The sequence below is a fragment of the Nocardioides jishulii genome (assembly GCF_006007965.1).
GTDB classification, from domain to species: Bacteria; Actinomycetota; Actinomycetes; order Propionibacteriales; family Nocardioidaceae; genus Nocardioides; species Nocardioides jishulii.
This window is the reverse complement of the sequence record NZ_CP040748.1, coordinates 1319261-1332494: the sequence shown is the minus strand read 5'-3', so window position 1 is coordinate 1332494 and position 13234 is coordinate 1319261. Positions and strand designations below refer to the sequence as shown.

The 13234-nt window shown below is 71.7% G+C and carries 12 protein-coding genes; 3 read left to right on the top strand and 9 right to left on the bottom strand.

The window, feature by feature from the left end:
* Nucleotides 1-3: 3 nt before the first annotated feature.
* The 6 genes from FCL41_RS06270 to mraZ form a co-directional block, all read right to left on the bottom strand.
* Complete coding sequence (locus FCL41_RS06270; protein ID WP_137066668.1) at nt 4-1539, bottom strand: UDP-N-acetylmuramoyl-L-alanyl-D-glutamate--2,6-diaminopimelate ligase; 1536 nt, start codon at nt 1537-1539, stop codon at nt 4-6.
* Nucleotides 1540-1583: 44 nt separating this feature from the next.
* Nucleotides 1584-3353 (bottom strand): peptidoglycan D,D-transpeptidase FtsI family protein, encoded by a 1770-nt coding sequence (locus FCL41_RS06265; protein ID WP_239021811.1) that lies wholly within the window; start codon nt 3351-3353, stop codon nt 1584-1586.
* A gap of 157 nt (nt 3354-3510) precedes the next feature.
* Nucleotides 3511-4008, bottom strand: coding sequence for a cell division protein FtsL (ftsL, locus tag FCL41_RS06260; RefSeq protein ID WP_137066667.1), 498 nt, complete (start codon nt 4006-4008; stop codon nt 3511-3513).
* Nucleotides 4005-4970, bottom strand: a complete 966-nt coding sequence (gene rsmH, locus FCL41_RS06255; protein ID WP_137066666.1) for a 16S rRNA (cytosine(1402)-N(4))-methyltransferase RsmH — start codon at nt 4968-4970, stop codon at nt 4005-4007. Before rsmH ends, ftsL begins: the two co-directional genes overlap by 4 nt.
* A 3-nt stretch (nt 4971-4973) precedes the next feature.
* Nucleotides 4974-5126, bottom strand: coding sequence for a hypothetical protein (locus FCL41_RS16985; RefSeq protein ID WP_170970301.1), 153 nt, complete (start codon nt 5124-5126; stop codon nt 4974-4976).
* 241 nt (nt 5127-5367) lie between these two features.
* Nucleotides 5368-5796 (bottom strand): division/cell wall cluster transcriptional repressor MraZ, encoded by a 429-nt coding sequence (gene mraZ, locus FCL41_RS06250; RefSeq protein ID WP_137066665.1) that lies wholly within the window; start codon nt 5794-5796, stop codon nt 5368-5370.
* Between the two features lie 466 nt (nt 5797-6262).
* Here mraZ and FCL41_RS06245 point away from each other — a divergent pair, with 466 nt between their 5' ends.
* Genes FCL41_RS06245 through FCL41_RS06235 form a run of 3 tightly spaced genes read left to right on the top strand, consistent with a single transcriptional unit; the run spans nt 6263 to nt 10738 of the window.
* Nucleotides 6263-7231, top strand: a complete 969-nt coding sequence (locus FCL41_RS06245; protein ID WP_137066891.1) for an AAA family ATPase — start codon at nt 6263-6265, stop codon at nt 7229-7231.
* Nucleotides 7224-8462, top strand: coding sequence for a DUF58 domain-containing protein (locus tag FCL41_RS06240; protein WP_137066664.1), 1239 nt, complete (start codon nt 7224-7226; stop codon nt 8460-8462). Before FCL41_RS06245 ends, FCL41_RS06240 begins: the two co-directional genes overlap by 8 nt.
* The gene (locus tag FCL41_RS06235; RefSeq protein ID WP_137066663.1) at nt 8459-10738 is read left to right on the top strand and encodes a transglutaminase TgpA family protein; all 2280 of its coding nucleotides are present in this window, start codon (nt 8459-8461) and stop codon (nt 10736-10738) included. Before FCL41_RS06240 ends, FCL41_RS06235 begins: the two co-directional genes overlap by 4 nt.
* A gap of 43 nt (nt 10739-10781) precedes the next feature.
* Here the strand turns inward: FCL41_RS06235 and FCL41_RS06230 are convergent, their stop codons facing one another.
* From FCL41_RS06230 to FCL41_RS06220, 3 genes are all read right to left on the bottom strand, one after another.
* Nucleotides 10782-11213, bottom strand: a complete 432-nt coding sequence (locus tag FCL41_RS06230) for a DUF3040 domain-containing protein (protein WP_137066662.1) — start codon at nt 11211-11213, stop codon at nt 10782-10784.
* A 90-nt stretch (nt 11214-11303) separates the two neighbouring features.
* On the bottom strand, nt 11304-12485 hold the full coding sequence (dinB, locus tag FCL41_RS06225; protein ID WP_137066661.1) for a DNA polymerase IV: 1182 nt from the start codon (nt 12483-12485) through the stop codon (nt 11304-11306).
* A 24-nt stretch (nt 12486-12509) separates the two neighbouring features.
* Complete coding sequence (locus FCL41_RS06220; RefSeq protein WP_137066660.1) at nt 12510-13232, bottom strand: methyltransferase domain-containing protein; 723 nt, start codon at nt 13230-13232, stop codon at nt 12510-12512.
* Between the last annotated feature and the right edge of the window lie 2 nt (nt 13233-13234).

Here is a 13234-nt window from a genome sequence, read left to right as displayed (position 1 = left end):
GGATCACAGGAGCGCCAGCTCCTCACGCGCCACGGCACGGTCGTCGAAAGGCGTGACGACGCCCTCGACCTCCTGCCCGGACTCGTGGCCCTTGCCCGCGACCAGCACGATGTCGCCGGGTCGCGCGCGGCGCAGGGCCTCGCGGATCGCCCGGCGGCGGTCCCCGATCTCCAGCACCTCGGCACGAGGCTCGTGCACCCCGTCGAGCACGGCGGCCCGGATGACGCGAGGGTCCTCCGAGCGCGGGTTGTCGTCGGTGACGACGAAGACGTCGGCCAGCCGGGCAGCGATCTCGCCCATCAGCGGGCGCTTGCCGCGGTCGCGGTCCCCTCCGGCGCCCAGCACGACGATGAGCTGTCCGTCGGTCAGGGGACGCAGGGTGCGCAACGTCGCCTCCACGGCGTCGGGCTTGTGCGCGTAGTCGACCACCACGGAGAAGTCCTGCCCCGCGTCCACGCGCTCCAACCGTCCGGGCACGCCCGGCCCTTCGGCGATCCCCCGGGCCACGGTCGCCGGGTCGAAGCCGGCCGCGGCGCACGTGGCCACCGCCGCGAGCGCGTTGGCCACGTTGAAGTCACCGGGAAGAGGGACCGAGGTCGCCAGGTCGACTCCACCGGGGCCGAGCAGCCGGAAGGTGGAGCCGTCCGCCCCGCAGACCACGTCGGTGGCCCGCCAGTCGGCGTCGGCGCCGCGGGCGGAGAAGGTGGTCACCTCGAGCTCGGTCTCGCCGACGAGTCGGCGTCCGTGCTCGTCGTCGACGTTGATGACGGCACGACGGGCGCGCTCGGGCGTGAAGAGCGAAGCCTTGGCGGTGTAGTACTCCTCCACGTCGGCGTGGAAGTCGAGGTGGTCCCGGCCGAGGTTGAGGAAGGTGGCCACGTCGAAGACCACGCCGTCGACGCGCCCCAGCACCAGCGCATGGCTGGAGACCTCCATCGCGCAGGCGACCACGCCGACCTCGCGCATCCGGGCGAAGAGGGCCTGGAGGTCGGGTGCCTCCGGCGTCGTCAGCGCCGTCGCCACGTCCTCGCCGGCGACCCGCGTGCCGACGGTGCCGATGACCGCGGACGGGGTGCCGGTGCGGCGCAGCGCACCCTCGGCCAGCTGCGTGACCGTCGTCTTGCCCTGGGTGCCGGTGACGCCGATCATTCGCATCGAGGTGGCGGGGTCTCCGTGCAGGCGAGCAGCCAGGGCGCCGAGGAACCGGCGGGGGGCCTCCACCACGACGGCGTGGGTGTCCGGCGGCAGCAGGGCCGCGCCGGCCGGGTCGGTGAGGACTGCCACGGCCCCGGCGGCGAGCGCCTCGGGGGCGTACGTCGCCCCGTGCGTACGCAGGCCGGGCAGCGCGGCGAAGAGGTCACCGGGCTCGACGCGGGAGGTGCTGAGGGTGAGGCCCGTGACCTCCACCTCACCGGAACCCCGGACGAGCACGTGGGCGGAGTCGCCCGCCAGGTCGCGCAGCCACTGCGCCACTCGAGCGAGCGTCGCGTGAGGCGGGGTCGACGGGCGGGCCGCGGACGTCTTCTGCTCAGCAACCATCTTCGAGAGGCTATCGCGGCGCGGCTCGGGGTGGCCCGGCCGGTTCACCACTCCACCGGGACCGAGTTGGGCTTGCCACCGGTCGGCGGGACGCCGTAGTGCGAGAGGGCCCGGGCCATGATCTTGGAGAAGGCAGGGCCACCCACGGAGCCACCTCCGCCGTCGACGCCCGGGGCGTGGATGACGACGTAGACGGTGAAGCGCGGGTCGTCGGCCGGCGCGAATCCGCCGAAGGAGAGCGAGAAGGAGCCGTCGTAGCAGGAGCACTCCTCGTTGACGCGCTGCGCGGTGCCCGTCTTTCCGGCAACGCGGTAACCGGGAACCTGGGCACGAGGAGCCACCCCGACCTCGTCGTCGACGACCCGCTCCATCATCAGCATCGTCTCGCGGGCAGCCTTCTGGCTCACCACGCGGGTGCGGGTGGCGTGGTCACTGCCGACCTCGAGGCCCTCGTCGGTGGTGGCGGAGCCGGAGATCAGGCTGGGCGAGACCCGCTCGCCGCCGTTGGCGATCGTGTTGATGGCCGCCGTCATCTGCACGGCGTTGACCGAGAGCGACTGGCCGAAGACGATGCGGTCCTTGTTCTGCGACGTCATCCGCTCAGGGGTCGGCAGCAGGCCGCGGGCCTCGCCGCGCACCCCCACGTCGGTCCGCTGGCCCAGGCCGAAGCCGGAGAGGTAGCGGTGCAGCGCGCGCTTGCCGAAGGAGTCGGCGGCGAGCACGGTCCCGATGTTGGACGACTGCGCGATCACCCCGGCCATCGTCATGCGCAGCACGCCGTGGCTGAACCAGTCGTTGATCGGCCGGTCCTGACGCTGGAGCTGCGGCGGCACCTTGATCCGGGTGCGAGCGGTCACCTTGCCCGCGTCGACGAGCGCGGCAGCGGTGAGGACCTTCTGCACGGAACCGGGTTCGAAGACGTCGCTGAAGGCGCGCGACCCGAGGTCCTCCTCGTCGCTCTCCAGCGGCTTGTTGGCGTTGAAGGTCGGTGCGTCGGCCACGGCCAGGAGCTCGCCGGTGCGCGTGTCCATGACGACGGCGACGCCGGACTTGGCGCGGTAGTCCTCGACCGCCTGCGCCAGCACCTTCTGCGTGTACCACTGCAGGTCGCGGTCGATCGTCGTCCGCAGCTCCTGGCCGTCGACCGGCTTCACCGTGGAGTTCTCCGCCAACGGCACGCGGTAGCCCTTGCCCTGGGTGTAGCGGGTCTCCCCGTCCTTGCCGGACAGGTGGCCGTTGAAGCTGCGCTCGAAGCCCGCGAGGGGCTCGTCGGTGCCCATGAAACCCACGAGGTTGGCGGCGACGTCGCCGGCCGGGTAGTCGCGGATCGGCTCGTTCTCGGTGCTGAGGCCCTTGAACTTCGCCTTGTTGACCTTGTCGAGCACCTCACGAGCGGTGGCGGCCGGGACGCGGCGGGCGATGTACTGGAAGCGACTGCCGTCGCGACGCAGCTTCTCGAGCGTCCGGAAGTAGTCGAGGTCGAGCTCGTTGGCCAGCAGGGTCGCCAGCTCGGGCGCCCGATCGGCGGTGCGGAGCGGGTCAGCGATGATCATCCGTCCGTTGACCGATCCGGCCAGGGCCACGCCGTTGCGGTCGAGGATGTCGCCCCGCGCAGCGGGCAGCGTCAGCTCGACCACGTCCTTGGCGGTCGCCATGTCCGCGTACGACTTCGGGTCCAGGCCCTGGAGCTGCAGCAGGCGGGCAGCGAAGAACGACAGCACCACCGCGATCACCAGCAGGCCGATCCTCAGACGGAGGACGGGAGAGCCGCGGCGCCCGAAGGGGCGGGCGTCCCGAGTGCTGGTGGTCGACAACGCTGCTCCGTTCGGTCCGTTCGGTCATGGCGACGCTCGGTCTGCGCCTGCCGGGCGTGCCTCCATTGAACCTGTCGCACCGGCCTCATCGCGGCAGGAACCGGCGTGTGTCGGCACGGCGCGAGGCACACCAGGGGGTGTCGTACGCGGTGCTGCCTCAGCCGCCGGCAGGCTTCGCCGGGACCTCGACGACGGTGATCTGGGGTCGCAGGTCCGCCGGCATTGCCGGGGGCCGCGGGCTGATCCGGATGCGGTCCTCGGGAGTGGCGGGCCGGGGGGTGCCGACGACCGTGCCGTCGAGCCTGAGGAAGGCCGGCGCTGGCGGGATGACCATGCCCATGGCTTCCGCCTCCCGGGCGATGCGTTGGGGGTCGCGCAGGTCATCCAGCTCCATGCGCAGGGTCTCCTCGCGGTCCGCCAGGGCGGCCGCCTTGTCGGAGAGCCGTGCCTCGGCGAAGGACGCCTGCTGCAGCGAGGTGTTGAACATCAGCAGCCCGACCACCCCGGCCAGGGCGACGACGGAGACGAGCACGATGAACGGCACCCGTGGCGCTCGTGCCCGGGCGACCGGGACGACGGTGAGCCGGGCCTTCTCGACGGCGGCTCCCCCGAGGGTGGAGACGCGCGAGCGCAGCTGTACTGCTGGACTGCTCATCGGGTGCTCCTCGGGTCAGGAAGGACTCGTTCCACGGCCCGCAGGCGGACCGAGGCTGCTCGGGGGTTGTGCTCGATCTCGGCCTCGTCGGCCTGCTCCGCGCCTCGGATCACGAGCTTCATGCGGGGTTCGGCCCCCTCAGGGACGAACGGCAGGTCGGGCGGCACGTCGAGGGTGGTGACCTCGGCGAAGGCCTTCTTGACCATGCGGTCCTCCAACGAGTGGTAGGACTCCACGACCACGCGGCCCCCGACGCCGATCACCGAGAGGGCGGCAGGCAGGGCGCGGCGCAGCACCCCGAGCTCGTCGTTGACCTCCATGCGCAGGGCCTGGAAGGTGCGCTTGCCCGGGTGCCCACCGGTGCGTCGGGCCGGGGCGGGGATCTCCGCGTACAGCAGCTCGACCAGGCGGCCCGAGCGCGTCCACGGCTCCTTCTCGCGCTCGCGCACGATGGCACGGGCGATCTTCGAGGCGAACTTCTCCTCGCCGTACTCACGCAGGACGCGGGTGAGGTCGGCGTGCGAGTAGGTGTTCATCACGTCGGCGGCGGTCAACCCGGTCGAGTCGTTCATGCGCATGTCGAGGGGTGCGTCCTCGGCGTACGCGAAGCCCCGCTCGCGCTCGTCCAGCTGCATGGAGGAGACACCGAGGTCGAAGAAGACCGCGTCGACGTGGTCGAGGCCTGCGTCGGCGACGACCTCGGCGATCTGGTCGTACGTCGCGTGGGCGGGCGTGAACCGGTCACCGAAGGGCCGGAGGCGGTCACTGGCCAGGGCGATGGCGCGCGGGTCGCGGTCGATCCCGATGACCCGACAGCCGGGGAACGCGTCGAGCACCGCCTCCGTGTGCCCTCCAAGGCCCAGGGTGCAGTCCACCAGGACGGCACCGGGCCTGCTGAGGGGCGGCTCGAGCAGCGCGACGACCCGCTCGAGGAGCACCGGGACGTGGCGTGAGTTGGCCATGCCCTACTCGCCCAGCACCAGAAGGAGCAGGAAGGCCAGGGAACAGGCTCCCGAGGCCGCCGCGGTGAACACCATCAGGGCGAGCACGTCGCGGGCCTGGTCGCGCACCCGCAGCGGCTGCGCTCCGGGAGCGACTCCTGTCTGCGTGCCGTTCATGTCCAACTCCCGTGGCGTGCTCGTGTGTGACCGTGTGGTGGTGCCGACGGACCCCGTCGACAGTGGACTCGCCGGTGGGCGAGTCGGGCGGCGTGTCGGTCAGGTCCCTGCCCGCTCTCGTGATGGGAAGACCTTCTGGTGCCGGGGAAGTGACCCCAGACGGTTCGCGAGAGCGGGCGCGAGACCTGGCCCCACGCCGCCGTTGTTGAGTTGTGTGCTGCTCCTCGGTCACCCGGGATGCTCAGCCCCCCGGGAAGACCTCGTCACTGAGATCCGCGAAGACCTGTTCCTGCTGTTCGCTGTACTCGGCCCAGGCCGTGGGATCCCAGATCTCGATGCGGTTCATCGACCCGATGACGACCACGTCCTTGTCGAGTGACGCGTACTGGCGGAGCACGGGAGGGATGGAGATCCGACCCTGCTTGTCGGGCACCTCCTGGCTTGCGGCCGCGAACAGCATGCGGACGTAGTCACGGGTGCCCTTGACGGTCACCGGCGCCTGCTGGAGCCGTTCGGTGAGCCGTCCGAAGTCCTCGAGCGACCAGATCGTGAGGCAGCGCTCCTGCCCCCTGGTCACGACGAGACCCTCCGCCAGTTCCTCTCTGAACTTTGCCGGGAGGAAGAGACGACCCTTGTCGTCGAGCTTGGGCGTGTAGGTGCCGAAGAACATTCGACCCCTCCCCCGCACTCATCCCTTCCACCACTTTCCACCACAGTACCCCACGATCCTCCACGATCAACCATCGTTCGCAGGTTTTTACGTGCCGCCCCGCGGCGACAGGGCGGGTCGGCCCCCTGGGAGATGTCGGCGTACGAGGGAGACGCCTCCTCCTCTCCGGGGAGGAAAAGCGCAGGTCAGAGGGGGGATGGGGCGCCATCCAGCCGAGCACGAGGGGGAGGTCGAGGCACGGAGGGAGCGTTGGTGGAGCGCTGGTGGAGGAGGGAGCGCGCTGGTGGAGCGTGGTGGAGGGCCGTGGCGCGCGTGGCGGAATCTCTTGAACCAACTGGCCCAAGATCCGTGTCGAAGGTTGATCAGGTGCGGTCTACGGTTGACGATGCACACCCAGCGACCGCACCGCGACGCACGTCGGCCACGACGCAGCCCCGGGGCACGAGGAGATCGAGCGAGCGTGACCATGCCCAACCCGGCCGGTGACCTGGATGCCCTACGACAGGTCACCGACCGACTGCGCGCCAGCGTCGAGACGGTCATCTCCGGCAAGACCGAGGTGGTCGACACCGCCCTCGTGGTCCTGCTCGCCGAGGGTCACCTGCTCATCGAGGACGTGCCCGGCGTCGGCAAGACGATGCTCAGCAAGGCGCTGGCCCGCAGCATCGACGGCACCGTACGGCGGATCCAGTTCACCCCCGACCTCCTGCCCTCCGACGTCACCGGCGTGTCGATCTGGAACCGTCACACCGGCCAGTTCGAGTTCCGACCCGGCGGCGTCTTCGCCAACGTCGTCGTGGGTGACGAGATCAACCGCGCCTCCCCCAAGACCCAGTCGGCCCTGCTGGAGTGCATGGAGGAGCGTCAGGTCACCGTCGACAACGTGACATGGCCGTTGGAGACTCCTTTCATGGTGGTGGCCACGCAGAACCCCGTGGAGATGGAGGGCACCTACGCCCTGCCGGAGGCCCAGCGCGACCGCTTCATGGCCAAGGTCTCGATGGGCTACCCGTTGGAGGCCGCCGAGCTGGCGATGCTCGACGGGCACACCTCACGCAACCCCCTCGACAGCCTCGAGCCGGTCACCGACGTGACCGAGATCCGCAAGCTCATCGCCACCGTCAACCAGGTGCACGTCTCCCCCGCCGTCCAGAGGTACGCGGTGGCGTTGACGACAGCGACCCGGACCGCGCCCGAGCTTCTGCTCGGTGCCTCGCCGCGCGCGACCCTCCAGCTCGTCCGTGCCGCCAAGTCGACCGCGGCCATGGCCGGGCGTGACTACGTGCTGCCCGACGACGTGCACCGTCTGGCACGGACGGTCCTGACCCACCGACTCCTGCCGAGCCTGGAGGCGACCAGGACCGGGCGCAGCGTCGCCGCCGTCCTCGACGCGATCCTGGAGCAGGTCCGCGTCCCGAGCGAGCCCGGTGCGTGACGCCCTCGCCTCGCTGACGACCCGCGGCCGGGCCTTCCTGGCGGCGGGGACCACCACTGTGGTGTGCGGCCTCCTCCTCGGCCAGTGGGTGATGACGCAGCTGGGCCTCCTGGCCGTCCTCCTGCCGTTGGCCGCCGCCTTCTTCCTCAGCCGCTCGCAGCACCACCTCACCCTGCGGCGCACCGTGACGCCGCGCCTGGTGGTCGCCGGGCAGTCGGCCACCGTGCAGCTGCGGCTCTCCAACGGCGGCACCGTGCCTGCCGGCACGCTGCTGCTGGAGGAGGTCATTCCCTACGCCCTCGGCCAGCGTCCGCGCTTCGTCCTGGAGGGGGTGGGGCGGGGATGGAGCCGTGACCTGTCCTACCCCGTCCGCTCCGAGGTGCGCGGACGGCACGTGGTGGGCCCCATGACCATGCGGGTCACCGACCCGTTCGGCATGGTGGAGCTCGGCCGCACCTTCCACAGCACCACCGAGCTCATCGCCACGCCCCGCACGGTGCTCCTGACGAGCGGCGACCCTGCCCAGGCGTGGGCAGGCTCGGGCCACAGCCGCCCGCGTTCCTTCTCGGTGGGCCACGCCGAGGACGTGACCGTGCGCGAGTACCAGCAGGGCGACGAGCTGCGCCGGGTGCACTGGCCCTCGTCGGCGCGCAACGACCAGCTCATGGTGCGCCGCGAGGAGCAGCCGTGGCAGGCACGGACCGTCGTCGTCCTCGACACGCGCACGATCGCCCACCGTGGCCGCGGCTCCGCCTCCTCCTTCGAGACGGCCGTGAGCGCCGCGGCGTCGCTGGCCGTCCACCTCGCCGAGCAGGGGCACGAGGTCCAGGTCGCCACAGCCACGGGCCTCCTCCCCCTCGCGTCGTCGTCCGTGGCGCACGGCCACGACGTCACCGACGTCCTGGAGGCACTCGCCGTCGTCGACGTCGACAGCAGCCGTGCCCTCGACGTCTCGTGGCTGATGAGCGTGCCCAGCGGGACGCAGGTGGCTGCCGTCCTGGGCGCGCTGGACAGCACCGACCACTACGCCCTGGCCCGCCTCGAGCGTCACGGCCGCGCCCCCCGCGCGCTCGTCCTCGACGTCGACGCGTGGACGTCGGCCCGACCCGTGACACCGGGCCGCTCGGGCACCGACCAGGCGCTCCTCGCCCTCTCGGGCTCCGGATGGCGCGCAGCCCTGATGGGCCCGGGTGACGACCTGGACGTCGTGTGGAAGCAGGTGGCGCGATGACCCTGCACCGACCGCCGTCGTTCCCTCGCTCGCTGCTCACCTCACTGGTGGGGGCGCTCACCGTCTGGGCCGCGCTGCTCACCTGGGTGCCGCTGAGCGAACGGCCGGGGCTGTACGTCGCCCCGCTGCTCCTCGGGGCCGTGGTGCTCGCGGCGACAGGGGCGACCGCGCGGTGGCGCGGCCTCCCCGCCAGCGTCGTGACCGTCCTCCAGGTCGTCGTCGCAGCCTTCCTGCTCCTCTTCCTGGTCACCGGCTCCCCCTGGCCCACGCCCGACACGTGGGACGAGCTGAAGTCCGCGATGGGCGCGGCACTCACGTCCGCCGACCGCTACGCCCCGCCGATCCCGGCCGACGTGCCGTCGGTGGCTCCCGCCTTCGTGCTGGTGGGCGTCAGCGCCATGGTGCTCTTCGACCTGGTCGCGTTGACGGCACGCCGGGTTGCCCTCGGTGCCGTCGTGCTGCTCGCGCTGCACCTGGTGCCGGCCAACCTCGGCGTGGACGTGGCGTGGCCCGTCTTCGGGGCGGTCGCCGCAGGGTTCCTCACCCTGCTCTTCCTCGACAACGACGACCTCGTCGTGCGATGGGGCTCGGCGCTGCCCGGCGGCCCGGTGGGAGCCACCGAGGTCTCGGGGCGCCCGACCAGCGTGGTCTCGGCGGTGCGGATCGGGGCCGTCGCGACGGCCGGGGCCATCGTGGTCGTCACGGTGCTCAACGCCGCGGTCCCCCGCTCCCCCGTCCAGCCCTGGCGCAGCGTCGACGACAGTCCGGTCGAGCAGGTCATGCTCACCAGCCCGCTGGTCGACCTCAGGCGTGACCTCGACCGCGGGGCCGACGTACCGCTGATGCGCGTCAAGGCGGACCGCCAGCCCTCGTACGTCCGCACCGCCGTCCTGTCCGCGTTCGACGGACAGGAGTGGAGCACCGGTGGCCGGAGCGCGACCCGGATCCAGGACGTGGACGGGCGCGACCTGCCGTTGCGCGGGATCGACGCCGGCCTGCGCCGCGTCGAGACCGAGTACGACTTCACCGCGACCCCTGCCTTCCGTTCCCGGTGGCTCCCGGTGCTGCCCCTGTCCACCGAGGTGGTGGCGCCCGGCGACTGGCGCTACGACGTCGACACGATGGACTTCGCGGCCTTCGACGCCGACCTCAACACCTCGCGCATGAAGTGGTCGGTGACCGGTGTCGACCTGGAGTACAGCAGCGTGCGGCTCGATGCTGCCTCCTCCGGACGCGACGAGGTCGATGCGCTCTTCACCTCCCTGCCGGCGTCACTGCCCGAGAGCGTGCGCCGCCTGACGACCGAGGTGACGAAGGAGGAGCTGACCCGGTTCGGCAAGGCCCGTGCGCTGCAGTCGTGGTTCCGCAGCGAGTTCACCTACAGCCTGGACCGGGTCGAGACCGTCGACAACAACGCGCTCGTCGCCTTCCTCGACCCCAGCGGTCGGGTCGGGTACTGCGAGCAGTTCGCAGCCTCGATGGCCGTGATGGCGCGGACCCTCGGGATCCCGGCGCGCGTCGCGGTCGGCTTCCTGGTGCCGCGACGCGTCGGCACGTCCGAGTGGGAGTTCTCCTCGCACGACCTGCACGCGTGGCCCGAGCTCTACTTCCCCGGCTCCGGGTGGGTGCGGTTCGAGCCGACTCCCTCGACGCGCGCCTCGAGCGTGCCCGAGCACAGCCAGCAGGACGAGAGGCCGGAGGACGAGCCGAGTGCGACCGCCTCCGCCTCGGCCTCGCCAACCGCTCCTTCCCCCAGCGCCTCACCGGAGTCCGAGGAGGCCCAGCCGGAGGCGCAGGAACGCGACGGCGACGGCATCGGATGGTCCGCCCTGCTGGTGTGGCTGCTCGTCATCACCGGCATCGGCGCCCTCAGCGTGGTTCCTCAGACCATCCGCACCCGCCGTCGCTCCCGACGCCTTGAGAGTGGGGCGCCGGAAGACCTGTGGGAGGAGTTGCGCGACTCCGCGCTCGACCTGGGTCGTCCGTGGCCGGACGGTCGCTCGCCCCGGGCCACGGGACGCACCGTCCTGGAGTGGTGTGCTCCGCAGGAGACTCCTACCTCGTCCGTCGACGACGACGTGGCGCGACGGATGGAGCGGATCGTGGTGGCCGTGGAGCGCTCGCGCTTTGCCCGGCCGGACACGCAGACGCCGCCGCGCGACCCGTCGCTCGCCTCCGACGTGGAGGCGTGCGTGGACACGATGGCGGCGCAGAGCGACCGCTCCACGCGGTGGAAGGCGCGGTGGGTGCCGCGGTCACTGACCTGGCGCCGCTAGTCCTCGACCAGGATCCGCGCCAGCGGGCCGGTGCTGGGCGAAGTCAGTAGCCGTCGCGGCGACGACGCCAACGCTCGTCCATCCGCTCGACGAACGAGTGACGCGAGCGGCTGGCACGAGGGGCCTTCGTGGCCCGGCCCCGACGACCACCGTCGACCACGCCGAACCCCTGAGGGGTCTCACGCAGGGGGGCCGGCTCGGGCTTGCTCGGCGCTCGAAGCGCCGTGACTGCCACCGTGGCAGAGACGAGCATGACCACGAAGCCGGCGACGCCGACCACGGGCATGGCAGCGATGGCGCCGGTCATGAGGACGACGACACCCACCGCGAAGACGACACCGGCAATGATGGCTCGCCGGCGAGAGGCACGCTGACCCCCTGTGCCGCGCAGGGTGTGCGCGAACTTGGGATCCTCCTCGACGAGAGCACGCTCCATCTGCTCAAGCAGCCGCAACTCCTCTTCCGAGAGTGGCACGATTCCTCCCACGAGTCCGAGGCGGTGCATCCGCGCTTCAAGTCTAGGCAGCCGTTGCCTCCCACGGTAGCCACCCCGGGAAAAACCTCGTCATCCGGCCCCACCCAGGAGCCGTGCCGGTCGTACTGCGCTGGACCCGAACCGGCGCGTGGCCCGGTCCATCGCACGCTCTGCGTCCGACCACCCGTGCTCCCGCTCCCCCAGGTGCATCTGCCGGTGCACCTGCTCCCGGGGCACCAACCCCTCCACCCGTACGCCCACCAGCCGGATGCGGGCGCGTTGCAGCCCCAGCGCCCGGAAGAGCGCGACGGCGACCCTGTGGACCTCGACGGTGACGTCGGTGGCCTCCGGCAACGTCCGTGACCGGGTGATCGTGGTGAAGTCGGCGAACCGGACCCGGATCGTCACCGTGCGACCGGCGACGCCCGCGCTGCGCATCCGCCCGGCCACCTTCGCACTGAGCCGCAGGAGCTCGGTGACGACCACGTCCGGATCGTCGGTGTCCCGGTCGAAGGTACGGTCCGCCCCCATCGAACGGTCGGGGGCGTGCGGACCGCTCCGCGGGGTGAGCACCCGCTGGTCGATGCCCCAGGCCAGCGCGTGCAGCTGGGCCCCGTGGACCCCACCCAGTGCCCGCTGGACGGTGCGTACCGGAGTGTGGGCCAGGTCGCCGACCGTGAAGAGGCCCAACCGGTGCAGCTGGGCCCTGGTCTTCTCCCCCACGCCCCACAGCTCCCCCACGTCGAGGGGGTGCAGGAAGGCGGTCACCTCGTCGGGCCTGACCACGACGACCCCGTCCGGCTTGGCACGCCGGCTCGCCAGCTTGGCCACCACCGGGGTCGCGGCCACCCCCACCGAGCAGGTGATGCGTTGCTCGTCATGGATCGTGGACCGGATCCACTCCGCGATCTCCTCCGGCGAGCCCATCCGGCGGGCAGCACTGGAGACCTCGAGGAAGGCCTCGTCGAGCGAGAGCACCTCGACGAGGGGCGTCACCTGCCGGAAGACCTCCATCACCGAGAAGGAGACCTGGTCGAAGACCTCGAACTCCGGGGGGAGCACCACCGCCTCCGGGCAGAGCCGACGTGCCCGCGACATCGGCATGGCCGAGGCCACTCCGCTGCGGCGGGCGAGGTAGTTGGCCGAGAGGACGACACCGCGACCGCCACCCCCGACGATCACGGGAAGGTCGCGCAGGTCGGGTCGGTCACGGGTCGCCACGGAGGCGTAGAAGGCGTCCATGTCCACGTGCAGGACGGGGGTGGCACTCATCCGCGCCACCGCCCACCGGGGTGCTCAGCGGGTGGCGAGCAGGTGCACCTGTGCCGCCAGCGGCAGGTACTCCGCCCGGCCGGCCACCGCCTTCTCGAGCTCGAGCAGGGCACTGCTGGCGCCGGGCTCGAGGTCGACCAGGGAGCCGGGGACCAGGTCGGCGAAGACGCGGACCGCGTGGAGCGGACCGACGCTGAAGCCGGCTCCGGCCACCAGGTCGCTGATCTCGTCGGCGGTGAAGCGGTGGTTCGGCTTCGTCCCGTCGGGTCGGGACGAGCCGCCCTCGAGCAGCTCGCGGGCCTGCTGGAAGTGGCCGGCCATGGCTCGGGCCAGGACGGCAGCATGACGCTGGGCGACCACGACGCTGAGGACGCCCCCGGGCCGCAGCACGCGAGCGATCGCCTCGAGGGCCTGCGCCGGGTCCTCGACGACCTCCAGGACACCGTGGCAGAGCACGACGTCGACGCTGCTCGGCTCGACCAGGGAGTCGAGGCTGGAGAGCTCGCCCTGCAGACCCGCCACGTCGACGTCGTCCTCCTCGGCGCGACGGGCGAGCGCCGCCAGGGCATCCGGGCTGGGGTCGACGACGGTGACCCGGTGACCCAGCGCGGCAACCCGGACGGCGAAACCGCCGGTGCCGCCGCCGATGTCGAGGACCTGGTGTCCGTCAGCCCCCTCCAGGACTGACTCGAGCGCTCCCCACACGACGGAGGAACGGGCTGCGCTGCGTCGTTCGCTGACTGACATGC